The 18224-nt window shown below is 53.1% G+C and carries 18 protein-coding genes; 7 read left to right on the forward strand and 11 right to left on the reverse strand.

Going from position 1 to position 18224, the window contains the following annotated elements; all coding sequences use genetic code 11:
• Positions 1-68: 68 nt before the first annotated feature.
• Entirely contained in the window at positions 69-1412 is a 1344-nt protein-coding gene (gdhA, locus tag A7589_RS06550) for an NADP-specific glutamate dehydrogenase (RefSeq protein WP_000373052.1), read from the reverse strand.
• 322 nt (positions 1413-1734) lie between these two features.
• Here gdhA and A7589_RS06560 point away from each other — a divergent pair, with 322 nt between their 5' ends.
• Positions 1735-2007: a YnjH family protein gene (locus A7589_RS06560; RefSeq protein ID WP_000085251.1), complete on the forward strand. Its 273-nt coding sequence runs from the start codon at positions 1735-1737 to the stop codon at positions 2005-2007.
• On the opposite strand, the gene nudG is transcribed toward A7589_RS06560, so the two are convergent.
• On the reverse strand, positions 1967-2380 hold the full coding sequence (gene nudG / locus A7589_RS06565; protein ID WP_000781862.1) for a CTP pyrophosphohydrolase: 414 nt from the start codon (positions 2378-2380) through the stop codon (positions 1967-1969). The genes A7589_RS06560 and nudG overlap by 41 nt on opposite strands.
• An 86-nt stretch (positions 2381-2466) precedes the next feature.
• On the opposite strand from nudG, the gene A7589_RS06570 reads away from it, so the two are divergent.
• Positions 2467-3087, forward strand: a complete 621-nt coding sequence (locus tag A7589_RS06570; protein ID WP_010348804.1) for a CDP-alcohol phosphatidyltransferase family protein — start codon at positions 2467-2469, stop codon at positions 3085-3087.
• A gap of 8 nt (positions 3088-3095) precedes the next feature.
• On the opposite strand, the gene ynjE is transcribed toward A7589_RS06570, so the two are convergent.
• The 9 genes from ynjE to xthA all read right to left on the reverse strand — a co-directional run bounded on the left by ynjE (position 3096) and on the right by xthA (position 11442).
• Positions 3096-4403 (reverse strand): thiosulfate sulfurtransferase YnjE, encoded by a 1308-nt coding sequence (ynjE, locus tag A7589_RS06575; RefSeq protein WP_010356787.1) that lies wholly within the window; start codon positions 4401-4403, stop codon positions 3096-3098.
• 66 nt (positions 4404-4469) lie between these two features.
• Positions 4470-5123 (reverse strand): ATP-binding cassette domain-containing protein, encoded by a 654-nt coding sequence (locus tag A7589_RS06580; RefSeq protein ID WP_000882818.1) that lies wholly within the window; start codon positions 5121-5123, stop codon positions 4470-4472.
• Entirely contained in the window at positions 5123-6658 is a 1536-nt protein-coding gene (locus A7589_RS06585; protein ID WP_000224931.1) for an ABC transporter permease family protein, read from the reverse strand. Before A7589_RS06585 ends, A7589_RS06580 begins: the two co-directional genes overlap by 1 nt.
• Positions 6631-7797: an ABC transporter substrate-binding protein gene (locus A7589_RS06590; RefSeq protein WP_001215387.1), complete on the reverse strand. Its 1167-nt coding sequence runs from the start codon at positions 7795-7797 to the stop codon at positions 6631-6633. Before A7589_RS06590 ends, A7589_RS06585 begins: the two co-directional genes overlap by 28 nt.
• Before the next feature lie 9 nt (positions 7798-7806).
• Positions 7807-8355 (reverse strand): carboxymuconolactone decarboxylase family protein, encoded by a 549-nt coding sequence (locus tag A7589_RS06595; protein WP_000524102.1) that lies wholly within the window; start codon positions 8353-8355, stop codon positions 7807-7809.
• Positions 8322-9062 carry a TVP38/TMEM64 family protein gene (locus A7589_RS06600; RefSeq protein WP_108188779.1) on the reverse strand — a complete coding sequence of 247 codons (741 nt, stop codon included), beginning with the start codon at positions 9060-9062 and terminating at the stop codon, positions 8322-8324. The genes A7589_RS06595 and A7589_RS06600 overlap by 34 nt, the downstream gene beginning before the upstream one ends.
• A gap of 14 nt (positions 9063-9076) precedes the next feature.
• Complete coding sequence (gene ydjY / locus A7589_RS06605) at positions 9077-9754, reverse strand: lipoprotein YdjY (protein WP_000939194.1); 678 nt, start codon at positions 9752-9754, stop codon at positions 9077-9079.
• Positions 9755-9758: 4 nt separating this feature from the next.
• A complete protein-coding gene (locus tag A7589_RS06610; protein WP_010356792.1) occupies positions 9759-10469 on the reverse strand; it encodes a TVP38/TMEM64 family protein in 711 nt (236 codons plus the stop codon).
• Positions 10470-10635: 166 nt separating this feature from the next.
• Positions 10636-11442: an exodeoxyribonuclease III gene (gene xthA, locus A7589_RS06615; protein WP_000673948.1), complete on the reverse strand. Its 807-nt coding sequence runs from the start codon at positions 11440-11442 to the stop codon at positions 10636-10638.
• Between the two features lie 444 nt (positions 11443-11886).
• Between xthA and astC the strand changes: the two genes are divergently transcribed.
• The 5 genes from astC to astE are packed head-to-tail and all read left to right on the forward strand — an operon-like array spanning position 11887 to position 17914.
• Positions 11887-13107, forward strand: a complete 1221-nt coding sequence (gene astC / locus A7589_RS06620; protein ID WP_108188780.1) for a succinylornithine/acetylornithine transaminase — start codon at positions 11887-11889, stop codon at positions 13105-13107.
• A complete protein-coding gene (astA, locus tag A7589_RS06625; protein WP_000989448.1) occupies positions 13104-14138 on the forward strand; it encodes an arginine N-succinyltransferase in 1035 nt (344 codons plus the stop codon). The genes astC and astA overlap by 4 nt, the downstream gene beginning before the upstream one ends.
• Positions 14135-15613, forward strand: coding sequence for a succinylglutamate-semialdehyde dehydrogenase (astD, locus tag A7589_RS06630; RefSeq protein WP_000177338.1), 1479 nt, complete (start codon positions 14135-14137; stop codon positions 15611-15613). Before astA ends, astD begins: the two co-directional genes overlap by 4 nt.
• Positions 15610-16953, forward strand: coding sequence for an N-succinylarginine dihydrolase (gene astB, locus A7589_RS06635; RefSeq protein ID WP_000993904.1), 1344 nt, complete (start codon positions 15610-15612; stop codon positions 16951-16953). Before astD ends, astB begins: the two co-directional genes overlap by 4 nt.
• The gene (gene astE, locus A7589_RS06640; protein WP_000368469.1) at positions 16946-17914 is read left to right on the forward strand and encodes a succinylglutamate desuccinylase; all 969 of its coding nucleotides are present in this window, start codon (positions 16946-16948) and stop codon (positions 17912-17914) included. Before astB ends, astE begins: the two co-directional genes overlap by 8 nt.
• Positions 17915-18224: the final 310 nt, after the last annotated feature.

The following is an 18224-nucleotide window of genomic DNA, read 5'->3' on the forward strand; positions in this document are numbered from 1 at the left end:
ACGCCTGATGCGACGCTTGCGCGTCTTATCAGGCCTACAGATCTGTAGGTTTTCGTAGGCCGGATAACTTAAATCACACCCTGCGCCAGCATCGCATCGGCAACCTTCACAAAGCCTGCAATATTCGCGCCCTGCACGTAGTTGGTTTGCTCACCTTCACCACCGTGTTCAACACAAGCGTGGTGGATATCCAGCATAATATGGTGTAAACGCGCATCAACTTTCTCGGCTTTCCAGCCCAGACGCGCAGCGTTTTGCGCCATTTCCAGCCCCGATGTCGCAACGCCGCCAGCGTTGGCCGCTTTACCCGGTGCAAACAGTACACCTGCCTGCTGGAACAGTTCAGTCGCTTCGATGGTCGTTGGCATATTTGCCCCTTCCGCCACCGCTTTAACACCATTAGCGATAAGTTGGTGCGCGGCGTCTACATCCAGTTCGTTCTGGGTCGCGCATGGCAGGGCGATATCCACCGGCACAGACCACGGCTGTTGGCCTTCGAGATAGACCAGACCAAATTCTTTGGCGTAATCTGCCACGCGACCATCGCGGCTGGATTTGATTTCGATAAGACGCGCCAGTTTCTCTTTCGTGAATCCGCTTTCATCAACCACGGTGCCGCTGGAGTCTGATGCTGTAACCACGCGAGCACCAAATTCCATCGCTTTTTCGATAGCGTACTGGGCGACGTTGCCGGAGCCAGAAACGGAAACACGCATTCCTTCAAAACCCATACCGTGGCGTTTCAGCATCGCTTCCGTGAAATAAACCAGACCGTAACCGGTAGCTTCCGGGCGAATCAGACTGCCGCCAAAAGATAGCCCCTTGCCGGTGAAGACGCAGGCGGTATTGTTGGAGAGCTTTTTCATCATCCCCGCCATAAAGCCGACTTCACGCCCACCAACGCCGATATCGCCCGCCGGAACGTCGGTATCTGCACCCAGGTGACGGTACAGTTCGGTCATCAGCGCCTGGCAGAAACGCATCACTTCGCCTTCGCTTTTCCCTTTTGGATCGAAATCGCTGCCGCCTTTACCACCACCCATCGGCAGGGTAGTCAGGGCATTTTTAAAGGTTTGCTCGAAGCCGAGGAATTTAAGAATGGAGAGGTTTACGGACGGATGGAAACGCATACCACCTTTATACGGACCGATGGCGGAGCTGAACTGGACACGCCAGGCGCGGTTAACTTGTACCTGATTGCGATCATCAACCCACACTACGCGAAACTGGATCACGCGCTCCGGTTCAACCAGGCGCTCCAGTAACGACATCTGGCGATATTTTGGATTTTGTTCAAGAAAAGGCCAGAGAGTGGTCATTACTTCACGAACGGCTTGCGCGAACTCGGTTTGATTCGGGTCGCGCTTTTGGACATGGTTGAGGAATGACTCCAGAGAATATGTCTGATCCATAGATATAAAACCCTTATATATTAATACGATTGTGCTTATGTTGTTTATGTCATGTGCTTTTGCAGTTTTCGACTATACCATCAAGAATGTGACGGTAAGCAAGAAAAAAATGACACCGGAAAGCAAATTAATAATGTATGGAAGTTATAAAAGTCACCTAATGTCAGGTGCGTTTTATCAGACCTGGAAAACCGGGCGCATTTTCAAGAGTGATCCGTAGGCGGATAAGGCGTTCACGCCGCCTCCGGCAACCAGACGCTAAAGTTTTCCCGCCTGGTTACCGTTATCAGTACCAGAGGCAACGAAAAATAAGGAGTTTCCTGTGAGTCGAGCATTACTCGCCGTAGCGTTGGTATTTCCATTATTTGCGCTGGCTAACCCGCAATATCGTCCGGATGTGGAAGTGAATGTGCCGCCGGAGGTGTTTAGTTCTGGCGGGAAATCGGCGCAGCCCTGTAACCAGTGCTGCGTTTATCAGGATCAAAATTATTCGGAGGGCGCAGTGATTAAAGCGGAGGGGATACTGCTGCAATGCCAGCGGGATGACAAAACCATTAGCACCAATCCGCTGGTCTGGCGGCGCGTAAAGCCATAAACGCATGAAGTAGTGGAACATCAGCAGGAGCCAGCGGATATTGCAATGCTTCCTCTGGCAGACACCAGACCAGCGCCTGATGTTCGTGTGCCTGTAACGTACCGTGGAAGTCCGGTACGTGCCAGGCATGAAGATGGATAATCCGGCCAGACACTTCCCGCTGATGGCTGGCAACATATTCACCAACCGTTGCGTCAATGCCCAGTTCTTCGCGCAATTCCCGTACCAGCGCCTGTGGCTGACTTTCATCCGGTTCGACTTTGCCACCGGCAAACTCCCATAACCCCGCCTGATCGCTATGGGCGGGGCGTTGTGCGAGTAAAATTTTGCCATCCCGTTCGATAATGGCGGCAACCACTTCAATCATTTTCATAAATTACCCACGGGCAGATAAGCGAAAAATGCCATAATATCCGCACTGTTGCCCGATCAGAAGGGCTTTATATTTAAGGAGTGCCCGTGTTAGACCGCCATCTTCATCCGCGAATTAAACCGTTGTTGCATCAGTGCGTGCGGGTTCTTGATAGACCCGGTATAACGCCAGATGGTTTAACGTTAGTGGGGTTTGCCATCGGTGTGCTGGCATTGCCGTTTCTGGCACTGGGATGGTATCTGGCGGCGCTGATTGCTATTTTGCTGAACAGGTTGCTTGATGGTCTGGACGGCGCACTGGCGAGGCGCAGAGGGTTAACTGACGCAGGCGGTTTTCTTGATATATCTCTCGATTTCCTCTTTTACGCGCTGGTGCCGTTTGGTTTTATTCTCGCCGCACCAGAACAAAACGCGCTGGCCGGAGGCTGGCTGTTGTTTGCGTTTATCGGCACGGGCAGCAGTTTTCTCGCGTTTGCTGCGCTGGCGGCGAAGCACCAGATTGATAACCCCGGCTATGCACATAAATCTTTTTACTATCTGGGGGGATTAACCGAAGGCAGCGAGACGATTTTGCTGTTTGTCCTGAGTTGCCTCTTTCCGGCGTATTTCTCGTGGTTTGCGTGGATTTTTGGCGCGCTGTGTTGGATGACGACATTTACGCGAGTGTGGAGTGGGTATCTGACGCTGAAGTCGCTTCAGCGTCAGTAATTGCCGTGTTATTTGCTACTGTCCGGGGCGCGTTCACCGGTTGCTACCGGATTTTTCGGATCGCTGCTCCATTCATACCAGCCGCCGTCGTAAACGGAGACATTCTTCCAGCCCATTGCGCGCGCATACATAAAGGTTTCTGAGGCGCGCCAGCCGGTGCCGCAATAGAACGAGACTTGTTGATCTGGTTTGATATTCCATGCTTTCCACATAGCGGTAATATCATCGGCGCTACGCATGGTGCCATCTGGGTTATGGAAATCTTCCATATGCGTCGAGTCGCTACCAGCGTGTCCCCAACGTGCTCCGGCTATTTCACCTTTTGGCTTGATGTAGCTGTAACCGCTGGTCGTACCGATAAATTCTGGCCACGAACGAATGCTTACCAGTGAAGCATCCTGACGATGCAGTAGTCCACGTGCCTGCTCCATATCGAGCATCAGTTGCGGTTGCGCCGGGATCTTCACGCCGAAGTCAGGCTCTGCTTTCACTTTCGGTGGCGTACCGCGCTCAACGGGCAGCCCCGCATCAGACCACGTTTGCCAGCCGCCATCCAGCAGGCGCACATCTTTCACGCCTGCGTACAGCATAATCTGTGCCACGCGCGCTGCGGCGTAAACGTCTCGCCCGTACAGAATGACCGTGGTGTCATGGCGAATGCCGTGCTTTGCCAGCATCGCTTTCAGTTGCTCATCAGAAACTTTGTTCCACAGCGGTTCGCTTTCAACTTCGTTGGTATCGATGTAGTCAGCGCCGGGAATATGGCTGATAAGGTAAAACTTTGGTGCGCCCCAGGCTGCTTCAATGACTTTCCAGTCACCGGCAGGTTTTGCCGTAACCTCTTTACCTTGTTGCAGGTCATGCAGCCATTGCGGGTAAACCAGTTGCTCAAAGTGCGGCAGTTTTTGCAGGCGGGAAGGTTCGCTTAGCGCGTCACTCAGGATGGAGATATGCGTAAAGCCTGCTTTTTGCAGACGCGTTTTGACGGCTTCGACGTCTTTGTCATTACCGTATAACGCCACCGGCACATCGGCTTTCAGGTTATGTTGCTTGATCCACTCGTTGAGCTGTTCGGCGCTCATTTTGTCGAGCCAGCTTGCAGAAAGGTTTAAGGCGGCAGGTTCATGACCGGAAGGGCCATTTAAAGTTTGTGGCCAGCCGTTATAAAACGCGCTGGGGCGAGTATCTATCGCTTTGCCATTTTGTTGTTGAAGCTGGTCAAAAGTAAGAGGCTTCGCCAGTTCAGCGGCCCACGAAGAAGCGCAAGCCAGCCCTAAAGCCATTGCCAGCGCGGTCATTTGAGAAACACGTTTCATCGAAAATCCCGACATTGTAGTTTTGAGTGCGCCATTCTGAACTGGCGCATGAGGAAAAACTTTGCGTTATCGCAGTTTGTTGTAATTTTCTGACCACTGCATCATATCCAGAACCAGGCCACCAGCGGGAATATCCTGGAGATCGTGCGTTACCTGAACGACGGGGATCGCCAGTTCGCGAACTTCGCTGAACACCCACTGGCGAAAATTATCGCGCAGAGCCACGTCAAGACGGCTGAACGGTTCATCGAGTAATAATGCTTTGGGTTGGGCGAGAAGGGCGCGTAGCAGAGCTACCCGTGCCCGCTGACCGCCAGACAGAGTTGCCGGATCCTGATGGAAAGTATCACCAAGTCCCGCGCGCTCAAGCGCATCATTCACGGCATTGTGCCTTGCAACACCTTTGAGTGTCGCCGGTAGTGCCAGCAGTAAATTTTGCCCGACGCTGAACTGGTCAAATAACAGCGCATCCTGGAAAAGAATGCCAATCTGGCGCTGTGCAGTCGGCAGCATGTCGATCCGCTGCTCATTGAGCCATAGCTCACCTGTACAAGAAAACTGCCCGGACAGCGCGCCAATCATCCAGGAAAACAGCGTGGATTTACCACAGCCTGATGGCCCCATTAACGTGACAATGTCACCTTTGGTGACCGTAAAGTTGACGTTCTTTAGTAAGCAGGTTCCTGGCAAACGTAGCGAAACATCTTTCACGCAGAGCATTAGCGGAGTCCTTGTCTGACATAACCTACCCATTTTGCAAGCAGGGCGGTCAGGGCAAAAATAATAAGCGGTAATAGCAGTTGCCATAAAGCCTGGACGGCGAGGATACCGTTGCTGCCGCCGCTACTTAACGCCACCGCTTCTGTCGTCAGCGTCGGGAAACGTCCCGCACCGAGCCACAGCGTCGGCATATATTGCGCAATACTCACTGAAAATCCGACAGCGAACGCAATTAGCGCGGGGCGTAGCATAAGCGGGAATTTCACATAACAGAATATTTTGGCTTGTGACCAGCCCAGCGTTTGTGCAATCAAAATTAATCGCGAGTCGATGCGCCGCCAGGCGGGTTGCAGGATAAACAGCATCCACGGCATCACCCACAATAGATGTCCCCAGATCACCGCCGTCCAGCTACCATCCAGGTTGAGCCATAACGCCAGCGTGTATTGACCTGCCACTAATGGCAGTGCCGGTAATAAAATGGGCATCCATAACCATAGCTGGCGACGCTTTGGCCCCCATTCCAGCCACAGCAGTAACAGGATCAACGCGATGAATGTCGCGACCAGAGCCATAGTCAGGCTATTGATGAACGCCTCGTGATTGATCGTCGACTGATCCGCGAGGATCGCCAGCAGAACCACACAGAGCACACCCGTTAATGGTAATAACCTCGCCAGCGTATAGCCGGGCAGTAAAGCCGTGGCTGGTTTGCGAACGCCATCTTCGCGGGGAATGGTGTTCCTCCAGGCGCGCCATAACAGATAGCCCAGCAAAACACAGGCGGCGAGTAACGCCATCAGCAGCAGGCTGGCGAGCGCGCCTTTAATCTGTTGATCTGTATCGCCCTGAGTTAACCACTGCCAGCTAATTACTGCCAGAGTCGGTGGATTACCTGGCCCAAGGATAATTGCTACATCCACGACCGACAGCGTCCATGCGACAATCGCCAGCATCGCCATTGCCAGAGCTGGAGCGACGGAGGGCAACAGCAGCCAGTTCAGGCATTGCCAGCGGCTGTAGCCCAGTGAATCCATCACTATAACCTGCTGTAGCAGCCGTTTTTCACTTAGCACGGCTGACAAGATCCACAGCAGAAATGCGCTTTCTTTCACCGCCAGAGTGAAACCCAGCCCAATCCCCAATTTGTCCATTGGCGGAGTGAAATACGGGAAATAGTCGTAAAGCAGGCCGCCGTCAGCAAAGAGTAGAAGGGCGCTGGTGGCAAAAGCCACGTGGGGAATGGCGAGCAGCCACGGCAGACGGGCGCACAGATGCAGCCATTTTACGCCAGGCCACAGCGCGACAATCACCAGCAGGGCAATCAACAACGCTCCGACCGCCGCGATAGTCGTCGAAACCAGCGTCGCCAGTAATGCCTGTGGTAACTGCGGATCGGCAAATAAAGCCTGCCAGTGCGTCAGCGACAAGGCAGGCGCTATCAGCGTGAAAGCTGCCGGGATCAGCGGTGCGTAAATCACCGCCATCGCAGCCCACAGCAGAAAGATTAATGCGTACCGTAACGGTGTAGCCATTCTTGTTCCAGCGCATTTACCCAACCTGCGTGTGGTTCAGCCAGTACCGGCGGCAGCTCCTGCGGCATTCTTGATTGCAATGTTTCACGCTGCGTGTCAGGCAGTTTCTGTGGATCGAGAACCGAAGGATCGCCCCAGACAGCGGGATCCGCTTTACGCAGTTGCGCATCGGGTGAGAGCAGGAAGTTGGCGACAACCTTCGCCGCAGCACTGGCATTCGCATTGGCTGGAATGGTGACGAAATGCACGTTGCCAATCATCCCCTCGCTAAAGCCGAAGCTGTAACTGCTTGCTGGCAAATCACCGCTGGCTATTTTTTGTTGTGCATGAGCAGGGTTAAAGGTTAGCGACAGGCGCAATGTACCGGCTTTCAGCAGAGCATCCATTCGTGCAGGCGAAGGCGGAAAATCTTTTCCTTCGCGCCACAAATACGGATGCAGTGCATCAAGATATTGCCACAAGGGCGCAGTGATACGGGCGAAAGTCGCATCGTCCGGCGCTGCTTTTAATGCGGCGGGGTCTGGCGTCAGCATAATCAGCAACTGTTCCAGAAACGCCGTGCCTGTGAAGTCCGGTGGGCGCGGATAAGTCACCGTGCCGGGATTGGCTTTAGCAAACTCCAGTAACGCTTGCGGCGTTTGTGGTGGCTGTGGCGTAACATCGCGGCGGGCGATAAACGTCAGTTGTGCGCCACCCCACGGAGATTCTGCACCTTCGACAGGTACAGAAAAATCTTCCCGTACTGGCAGTTGCGTATCGACGTAATGCCAGTTGGGTAGAGTCTCCGCCCAGCCGGTTTGTAATAAATTGGCCTCTTTTAAGGTGCGGAAGTTTTCACCATTTACCCACAGAAGATCCACCGAACCGCCTGTTTTGCGCCCGGCAGCGGCCTCCGTCTGAATGCGTTTTACTGCGTCTGCGGCATCCGCCAGGCGGACAATCTTCAGGTTTATATCGTAATGGGTTTTCATCTCGCCGCTAACCCAGTCGAGATAGCGGTTAATTGCCGTATCGCCGCCCCAGGCGTTAAACCAGACGGTTTGCCCTTTGGCATCGTTTTTGATTTCCTGCCAGTCACTGGCATGTGTTGCCAAAGAAAACAGCGATAACAATCCCAGCAACCACACACAATGGCGCATCATCTCTCCTTAAGAACGTTTTTCAGGAATACGGCACAGCCCCTGAGCGGGAATGTCCATGGCAGAATTAAAACGGGCTGACAGATTTTGCAGGCCAATCAATGCCGTCAGTTCGGTAAGCTCCTGAGCGTCAAAATGCGTAGCCAGTCGGGTGCGCAGGGCATCATCGACCGTTGGCGGCGTTACGCTTGCGGCTTCGGCGTACTCCAGCGCCAGCCGTTCTTCATCGCTAAAGAGCGGGCTTTGCCGCCAGTCAGCCACTGCCAGCAGTTTATCGGTGCTCCCGGTACGCTCGGCGACTTTCATACTGGTGATATCCACGCAAAATTCACACAGGCACATTTGCGCAATGCGCGCGCTGACAAGCGATCGTACTACCGGATCGAGCGGTGAGCGTTTGCGCTCCAGCCAGCCGACAAACATCGACACCAGATAAAAGATAAACGGAATTCGCCCCCACCAGCGAATCGGGCTTAGCACCTCGCCATAATGGCGACGATGCAGCCACGCCTGCGGACGTAAAATCAAAGGAATTTTGCTAAGCGGCGGTAAACCCATAAGGCATTCCTCTTCTGGCGTTCAAGCCATATTTTTTTCGCCATAAAAATCACCACGGTCAGGGCAAACAGGATAAACAGTCCGGTGACAAACCAGAATGTGCCGCCCGTTAACATGCTGCCCGCCCAGGAATAGACGATGGTTGCGGGTAGCTGACCAAGCCCGGTGGCGATAAAAAACGAGCGAAAACGTATTGAAGTCAATCCGGCAGCATAGCTGATAGGATCGAAAGGGACAAAAGGCAATAACCGACATACCAGGATGGTGTGTTTGCCGTAGCGGGTAAAAAAGCCGTCCATGCTGTTAAGCACGGTTTTACCGGTTAACTTTTCCACCACTTCGCGGCCCATCACTCTGGCGATAAAAAAGCACAGCGCCGCACCCGCCATCGAACTGGTCCACGACAGCAAGCCGCCCCAGAATGCGCCAAACAGTGACGCATTGGCAAAGGTTATCAAAAACGCAGGCAGCGGCGCGGCAATGGCCTGTAAGATCATCAAGAAGAACGAGACCACAGCCGCCTGTGTGCCGTAAGACTGAATAAAGTGTTCTATACCCTGTTGATCCACGGCGGCAAACGCCGCAACGCTGCGATTGATAAACTCATGGACGCCGGGAAGCAGCGCCCATGCCAGCAGCACAGCGAACAACAGGATGATGATGGTGGCACGGTAGTACCAGATTTTACGCGATTGCATTTTCATCATCCTTTATCCTGGTTTTATTCGGCAATTTTAAAGGTAACCGTTGCCAGCGTGTTATCCGCCGGGAGAACCGACGCATTACCTTTGAATTGCACTTCACCGCGTTTTTCCACGGCCCCATAAGTGTATGTCGCATTGCTGACGATACCGACCGGGCAGCTATCGAGACACACCAGGCAGCCAGTTTTCTTCTCTTCTGCCGCCGCTAAATTACCGCCAAAGCGCATGTCCAGTTTCTTGCCATTGCTATCGACAATCACCTCATCGAAGGAATACGCTTTTGCCGCCCCTTGCCAGTTGACCGAAATATCCAGTTTGCTGCCCGCCACATGTGTCGTTTCTTTATTATCCATCGTCATGTTTTCGCCCGGCGTGCCACCGGCCTGTTTCAGGGCTTCATAAAATGCTTTCGGGGTCGCATAACCCATAAACAGCGATTTATGTCCGTTGGAGCCATCTTTAAACACAATGCCGTGGCGGGTATCGTCTGTCAGAAAACGACCATTAATTTGCACTAACATGGTGACCGTATGGTTATTGGCATCGACACGCAGTGGCTGGCTGGCGGAAAGCCCGTCGTATTCCACTTTTGCCACCGTATTTTCTTTTTGATCGCAGCCACTAAGCCCTGCGGTTGCCAGTAAACACAGTGCAGCCAGTCCTTTTTTCCATGACGCTGAATAATGTTGCAACATCGTTCTATCCTTCATTTTTGGGGTGAGTTAGTGGGCTGCGGCGTGAAGCAGACAGATCCACGTGTTTGTGTCGGGCGTAGAGTCTGGCGAACTGAACGAGAATAAACAGCGCCAGTCCTGCCAGACAGAGTTTTAAAATAAAGCGCAGCGTAATGCCCTCACTGGCGAGATCGCTTGCCATTACGGTATAAATAACTATTCCGGGCAGAGTAGTTAATGCCGAAATAAGGGTATAAGGCCAGAAGGCGATGGCGGTTAATCCATAAGCATAATTTTGAATATTGTAAGGAAATAGCGGGATTAAGCGGGTCAAAATAAGAAAATCGATACCGTTACGCGTAATACCTTTTTCTATGGCCTGAAAAGTGTGGCTATGACCAACGTATTTCAGCAGTAAATCACGTCCCAGCCAGCGTGCCAAAAGGAAGGAGCATGACGAGGCCAGCGTGGCGGCAATTAATGAAAGAAACGTCCCTAAGAGCGGGCCAAAGACTATTCCTCCGGCGATCACCAGTATGCTACCCGGTAACAGAAAGAGAGTGGCGATGATGAATAACAGAATATAGAGGCTATAACCGAAAAATCCGCTCTGGCGAATAAGCGCCTGTAAGTGAGGTAAATCGGTGAGCAGATCGAATAAACCGAAAGTGTGGATAGCGTAAATGACCAGCGCAAAAATAAGACAGGCAAAAAGAAATTTACGCTCAGCGTTCATCGTGGAGTTTCCTATATCAAACTTGATAATAGAGAAGTGGTCAGACAACTAAAAACGCAGTGACGGTATAACAAAGGACGGCGGGCAACAAATCATTACTGACAGTTTGTTGATTTTTCTCAAGGTTAATTCTCCTGACCCAGAGTGAGCCAGGAGAACAGAGAAATTAGCGGCGGAAGGTCGCCCACACTGGGGCGTGATCGGACGGTTTTTCCATGCTGCGAATTTCATAGTCGATGCCGGTTTCTACGCAACATTCTGCCAGCGGTTGGCTGGCGAGAAGCAGGTCGATGCGCAGACCACGGTTATCGTCAAAACCTTTTGAGCGGTAATCAAACCACGAGAAACGATCTGCCGTTTCCGGGTTCGCATGGCGGAAAGTATCCACCAGACCCCAGCTAATCAGTCTCTCCATCCATTCGCGTTCTTCTGGCAGGAAAGAACATTTACCGGTACGCAGCCAGCGTTTGCGGTTCTCTTCGCCAATGCCGATATCGAGGTCTGTAGGGCTGATATTCATATCGCCCATAATCAGCACCGGATTCTCACGCTTGAGTTCGGTTTCCAGGTAGTTTTGCAGGTTCTGGTAAAACTGCGCTTTCGCCGGGAATTTAATCGGATGGTCGCGGCTTTCACCTTGCGGAAAGTAGCCGTTGATCACGGTGACATTGCCCAGCGGCGAGGGAATTTCCGCCATAATAATTCGTCGTTGAGCCTCTTCGCCGTCGCCGGGGAAGCCGCGACGCACAGCAATCGGCGTCTCTTTGGTCAGCAGCGCCACGCCATAATGGCCTTTCTGCCCGTGATAAAAGACGTTGTAGCCAAGCTTTGCTACTTGTTCGAGCGGAAACATATCATCATGAACTTTTGTCTCCTGCAAACCAATCACATCCGGTTGGTGCTTTTCGACGATGGCTTCAAGCTGGTGTGGTCTGGCGCGCAGACCGTTGATATTAAAAGAGACAAATTTCATAGTCGCTGCCATTTATTCAGATAAAGAGTGCGTGGATGTTAGCAGAAATTCGCCGTGCTTACTGCCTGTTGTTAAGTGATTTGATCGATGGTTGTTAATGATGCCAACGATGGCGCAAAAAATGCCCGTTTTTGGTGCAGTTGCGTCAGCATGGCGCAGTAATTTCCAGTAAATTTCGTCAACGATCACAATTCCAGAATTATATTTTACTTCTGCATAACATTTCGTTTTTTATTCTTTTTATTCATCAGTATCGCAAACGTATTCACTTTATATGCACTTCAGGTGCATATCGCTGGGTTGTAACGCCTTGATTTCCAGTTAACTGCCGCCGTTTATGCACTTTTACCACTGGCTGGCACGAACCCTGCAATCTACATTTACAGCGCAAACGTCACTTATTATTAACATATAAATAACTATTTATTTACTGTGGGGGTCGCTATGTCTCAGCCAATTACGCGTGAAAACTTTGATGAATGGATGATACCTGTTTACGCTCCGGCACCGTTTATTCCGGTACGTGGCGAAGGTTCGCGCTTGTGGGATCAGCAGGGGAAAGAGTATATCGACTTCGCGGGTGGCATTGCAGTGAACGCACTGGGTCATGCGCATCCGGAACTGCGGGAGACGCTGAACGAGCAGGCGAGTAAGTTCTGGCATACCGGTAATGGTTACACCAACGAGCCGGTATTACGGCTGGCGAAAAAGCTCATTGACGCGACGTTTGCCGATCGCGTGTTCTTCTGTAACTCCGGCGCGGAAGCCAACGAAGCGGCGTTGAAACTGGCGCGCAAATACGCTCACGACCGCTACGGTAGCCATAAAAGCGGCATTGTGGCGTTTAAAAATGCTTTCCACGGGCGCACGCTGTTTACCGTTAGTGCGGGTGGGCAGCCAGCCTATTCACAGGATTTCGCGCCACTGCCGCCGGATATCCGCCATGCCGCGTATAACGATATTAATTCTGCCAGTGCGCTGATTGACGACTCCACCTGCGCGGTGATTGTCGAGCCAGTACAGGGCGAAGGCGGCGTGGTGCCAGCCAGTAAGGCATTTTTGCAGGGATTGCGTGAGTTATGCGATCGCCACAATGCATTGCTGATTTTCGATGAGGTACAAACCGGCGTCGGGCGTACCGGTGAACTTTATGCCTATATGCACTACGGGGTGACGCCCGATCTGCTGACCACCGCTAAAGCTCTGGGCGGAGGTTTCCCGGTTGGTGCGCTGCTGGCAACCGAAGAGTGCGGTCGGGTGATGACCGTTGGCACTCACGGCACCACCTATGGTGGTAATCCGCTGGCCTCGGCGGTGGCGGGTAAAGTGCTTGATCTCATCAACACGCCAGAGATGCTTAATGGTGTCAAACAGCGTCACGACTGGTTTGTTGAGCGTCTTAATACCATTAATCATCGCTGCAGTTTGTTCAGTGAAATTCGCGGATTAGGTCTGTTGATTGGCTGCGTGCTGAATGCGGATTACGCCGGACAAGCGAAACAGATCTCTCAGGAGACGGCGAAAGCAGGCGTGATGGTGCTGATTGCGGGTGGCAACGTGGTGCGTTTTGCGCCGGCGCTCAACGTCAGCGAAGAAGAGGTGACGACCGGACTGGATCGCTTTGCCGCTACTTGCGAACGCTTTGTTAGCCGGGGTTCATCATGATGGTCATCCGTCCCGTTGAGCGCACCGATGTCGCAGCCTTAATGCAGCTTGCAGGTAAAACGGGCGGCGGCCTGACGTCGCTCCCTGCCAATGAAGCCACGCTTTCGGCGCGTATCGACAGATCCATTAAAACCTGGCAGGGCGAATTACCCGAAAGCGAGCAGGGTTATGTGTTCGTGCTGGAAGAGAGCGAGACAGGCACCGTGGCGGGTATTTGCGCTATTGAGGTGGCTGTCGGGCTAAACGATCCCTGGTACAACTATCGCGTCGGTACGCTGGTTCACGCTTCGAAAGAGTTGAATGTCTATAACGCGCTACCGACGCTGTTTCTCAGTAATGATCACACCGGAAGCAGTGAGTTATGCACGCTGTTCCTCGACCCGGAGTGGCGCAAAGAGGGCAATGGCTATTTGCTGTCGAAATCGCGCTTTATGTTTATGGCGGCTTTTCGTGACAAGTTTAACGACAAAGTGGTCGCCGAAATGCGCGGGGTGATTGATGAGCACGGCTATTCGCCGTTCTGGCAAAGCCTCGGTAAACGCTTCTTTTCGATGGATTTTAGCCGCGCTGATTTTCTCTGCGGTACTGGTCAAAAGGCGTTTATCGCTGAACTGATGCCAAAACATCCGATCTATACGGACTTTTTATCCCAGGAAGCGCAGGACGTTATCGGCCAGGTGCATCCGCAAACAGCCCCCGCGCGTGCGGTGCTGGAAAAAGAAGGTTTTCGCTACCGTAACTATATCGACATCTTCGACGGTGGGCCGACGCTGGAGTGCGACATCGACCGCGTTCGCGCCATCCGCAAAAGTCGGCTGGTGGAAGTCGCGGAAGGGCAGCCAGCGCAGGGGGATTTCCCGGCCTGTCTGGTAGCCAATGAAAATTATCATCATTTCCGCGTGGTACTGGTGCGTGCCGATCCGGCAACCCAGCGTTTGATTTTAACCGCCGCACAACTGGACGCTCTCAAGTGCCACGCCGGGGAGCGCGTTCGTCTGGTGCGCCTGTGCGCAGAGGAGAAAACAACATGACTTTATGGATCAACGGCGACTGGGTGACGGGGCAGGGCGAACTTCGCGTGAAGAATAATCCGGTATCGGGCGACGTATTATGGCAAGGCAATGATGCCGATGCCGCTCAGGTGGCGCTGGCTTGTCGCGCTGCTCGCGCCGCGTTTCCGCGTTGGGCGCGGCTCTCCTTTGGCGATCGTCAGGTAAGAGTTGAACGCTTTGCCGGACTGCTGGAAAGCAATAAAGCCGAATTAACGGCGATTATTGCCAGAGAAACGGGTAAGCCGCGCTGGGAAGCGGCAACCGAAGTGACGGCGATGATCAATAAAATCGCGATATCAATCAAGGCGTATCACGTGCGCACGGGCGAGCAGCGCAGCGAAATACCAGATGGGGCGGCGAGTTTGCGCCATCGCCCACACGGCGTACTGGCGGTGTTTGGACCGTACAATTTCCCAGGGCATTTGCCGAACGGGCATATCGTTCCGGCGCTGCTGGCAGGCAACACAATTATCTTTAAACCCAGCGAACTGACACCGTGGAGCGGCGAGGTGGTAATGCGCTTATGGCAGCAGGCTGGCTTGCCGCCGGGTGTGCTGAATCTGGTGCAGGGGGGGCGCGAAACGGGTCAGGCGCTGAGTGCGCTGGAAGATCTCGACGGTTTACTGTTTACCGGCAGCGCCAACACGGGCTATCAGTTGCATCGTCAGCTCTCCGGTCAGCCGGAAAAAATCCTCGCCCTCGAAATGGGCGGCAATAACCCGCTGATTATCGATGACGTGGCGGATATCGACGCCGCTGTCCACCTGACTATTCAGTCAGCATTTGTTACTGCCGGGCAACGCTGCACTTGCACCCGTCGTTTAATGCTTAAAAGTGGGGCGCAGGGCGATGCGTTCCTTGCTCGCCTGGTTGCCGTTAGCCAGCGGTTAACGCCGGGGAACTGGGATGACGAACCACAGCCGTTTATTGGCGGGCTGATTTCTGAACAGGCCGCGCAGCAGGTTGTTACCGCCTGGCAGGAACTGGAAGCGATGGGCGGGCGAACCCTGCTTGCGCCACGTTTGCTGCGCGCAGGAACATCATTGCTGACGCCGGGGATCATTGAAATGTCAGGCGTTGTCGGCGTGCCGGATGAAGAAGTGTTTGGGCCGCTATTGCGCATCTGGCGTTATGACACCTTTGATGAGGCGATTAAGATGGCGAATAACACTCGCTTTGGCCTCTCTTGCGGGCTGGTGTCACCGGAGCGGGAAAAGTTCGATCGACTGTTACTGGAAGCGCGTGCGGGGATCGTCAACTGGAACAAACCGCTTACCGGCGCTGCCAGTACTGCACCATTCGGCGGCGTTGGCGCTTCCGGCAACCATCGCCCCAGCGCCTGGTATGCCGCAGATTATTGTGCCTGGCCGATGGCTAGCCTGGAGTCAGACACGTTAACGTTGCCTGCGACGCTTAACCCCGGTCTGGATTTCTCCGATGAGGTGGTGCCATGAACGCCCGGGAAGTGAATTTCGACGGGTTGGTGGGGCTGACACATCATTACGCGGGCCTGTCGTTTGGTAATGAAGCCTCTACCCGTCACCGTTTTCAGGTCTCTAATCCGCGACTGGCGGCAAAACAGGGTTTACTGAAAATGAAAGCCCTTGCTGATGCGGGATTCCCCCAGGCGGTGATGCCGCCGCACGAGCGACCGTTTATTCCTGTTTTGCGTCAACTGGGATTCAACGGCAGCGATGAACAAGTGCTGGAAAAGGTTGCCCGTCAGGCTCCGCACTGGCTTTCCAGCGTCAGTTCCGCTTCGCCAATGTGGGTAGCGAATGCAGCCACGGTAGCGCCATCCGCTGATACGCTGGATGGCAAAGTGCATCTGACCGTCGCCAACCTGAACAATAAATTTCACCGTTCGCTGGAAGCGCCCGTCACCGAATCGCTGTTAAAAGCGATTTTTAACGATGAAGAGAAGTTCACCGTTCATTCTGCTCTGCCGCAGGTGGCGATGCTGGGGGATGAGGGGGCGGCAAACCACAATCGGCTCGGTGGTAACTATGGTGATCCGGGTATACAGGTTTTTGTCTATGGCCGAGAAGAGGGCAATGGCACGCGACCTTCCCGTTATCCGGCGCGGCAAACCCGCGAAGCCAGTGAGGCGGTCGCCAGGTTGAATCAGGTGAATCCGCAGCAGGTGATTTTCGCCCAGCAAAATCCGGACGTCATCGACCAGGGGGTTTTTCATAATGATGTCATTGCGGTGAGCAACCGCCAGGTGCTGTTTTGCCATCAGCAGGCGTTCGCCCGCCAGGCTCAATTACTGGCAAATCTGCGCGCGCGGGTGAACGATTTTATGGCGATAGAAGTTCCGGCGGCACAGGTTTCCGTAGCGGATGCTGTCTCGACTTATCTGTTTAACAGCCAGTTACTGAGCCGTGATGATGGTTCGATGGTGTTGGTGCTGCCGCAGGAGTGTCGGGAACACGCTGGGGTATGGCGTTATCTCAATGAATTGCTTGCTGCCGATAACCCGATAAGCGAACTGAAAGTTTTTGATTTGCGCGAAAGCATGGCAAACGGCGGCGGCCCTGCGTGCCTGCGGTTACGCGTGGTGCTGACGGCAGAAGAATATCAGGCGGTAAATCCGGCTGTGATGATGAACGATACCTTGTTTAATACGCTCAATGACTGGGTGGATCGCTACTATCGCGATCGTCTTACTGCCGCCGATCTTGCTGACCCGCAATTGCTGCGAGAAGGAAGGGAAGCCCTGGATTCGCTGACCCGTTTACTGAATCTCGGTTCGGTTTACCCGTTTCAGCGGGAGGGTGGGGGTAATGGATAATTTTCTTGCCCTGACTTTAACGGGCAAAAAGCCAGCCATAACAGAGCGGGAAAACAACGGTGTCCGCTGGCGCTGGCTGGGCGACGGGCTGCTGGAACTGACGCCGTTAACGCCACCGCAGGGTGCGCTGGTGATTTCTGCGGGAATACACGGTAATGAAACCGCGCCGGTAGAAATGCTCGATGCTTTGCTTGGCGCGATTCTCCACGGCGAGATCCCTCTACGCTGGCGGCTGCTGGCGATCCTTGGAAATCCCCCGGCGCTGAAGCAAGGGACACGTTATTGCCATAGCGATATGAACCGAATGTTTGGCGGGCGCTGGCAGCGATTTGCCGAAAGCGGCGAAACGTGCCGTGCGCGCGAACTGGAACAGTGTCTGGAAGATTTTTATGAACAGGGTAAAGAGTCTGTTCGCTGGCATCTTGATCTGCATACCGCGATTCGTGGTTCGTATCACCCACGGTTTGGTGTTTTACCGCAACGTACTATTCCCTGGGACGAAAACTTTCTGACATGGCTGGGTGCGGCAGGGCTGGAGGCATTGGTGTTTCACCAGGCGCCGGGGGGCACGTTTACCCATTTTAGTGCCGAACATTTCGGTGCACTGGCGTGTACGCTGGAACTTGGTAAAGCATTGCCATTTGGCAAAAACGATCTTCGCCAGTTTTCACCCACTGCCAGCGCGATTGCTGCGCTGTTATCTGGCGTGAGTGTCGGTACTGAGAGAAAGTCGCCGCTACGCTATCGGGTCATTTCGCAAATTACCCGCCACTCATCGTCCTTCGAACTGCATATGGCAAGCGAGACGCTGAACTTCACGCCGTTTAAGAAAGGAACGTTGTTGGCGCAGGATGGTGAGGAACATTTTACTGTGACTCATGATGTTGAGTATGTGTTATTCCCTAATCCATTGGTGGCGACGGGATTACGTGCGGGATTAATGCTGGAAAAAATAACCTAATACTTGCCCGCAGAAATCATTCTGCGGGTATTTACTGGCTTTTTAATGAAATAATGCGGATTAATCCTGGTTATTTGCTTTATTTATCACCAGTCATCAGGTATAGTTCTTCATAATTTCTGCAAAATCAGTGTGTTGTAATATTTCATCATCACTCTCCATCAAATTTTCTTTTTTTCTCCATAATTGGCGCAAAAGTGTTTTTTACACTTTCATTGTTTTACCGTTGCTCTGATTAATTGACGCTAAAGTCAGTAAAGTTAATCTCGTCAACACGGCACGTTACTTAAGAAAGCCGTAATAAATAACT

The sequence above is a fragment of the Escherichia sp. MOD1-EC6475 genome (assembly GCF_003046645.1).
Classification (GTDB): domain Bacteria; phylum Pseudomonadota; class Gammaproteobacteria; order Enterobacterales; family Enterobacteriaceae; genus Escherichia; species Escherichia ruysiae.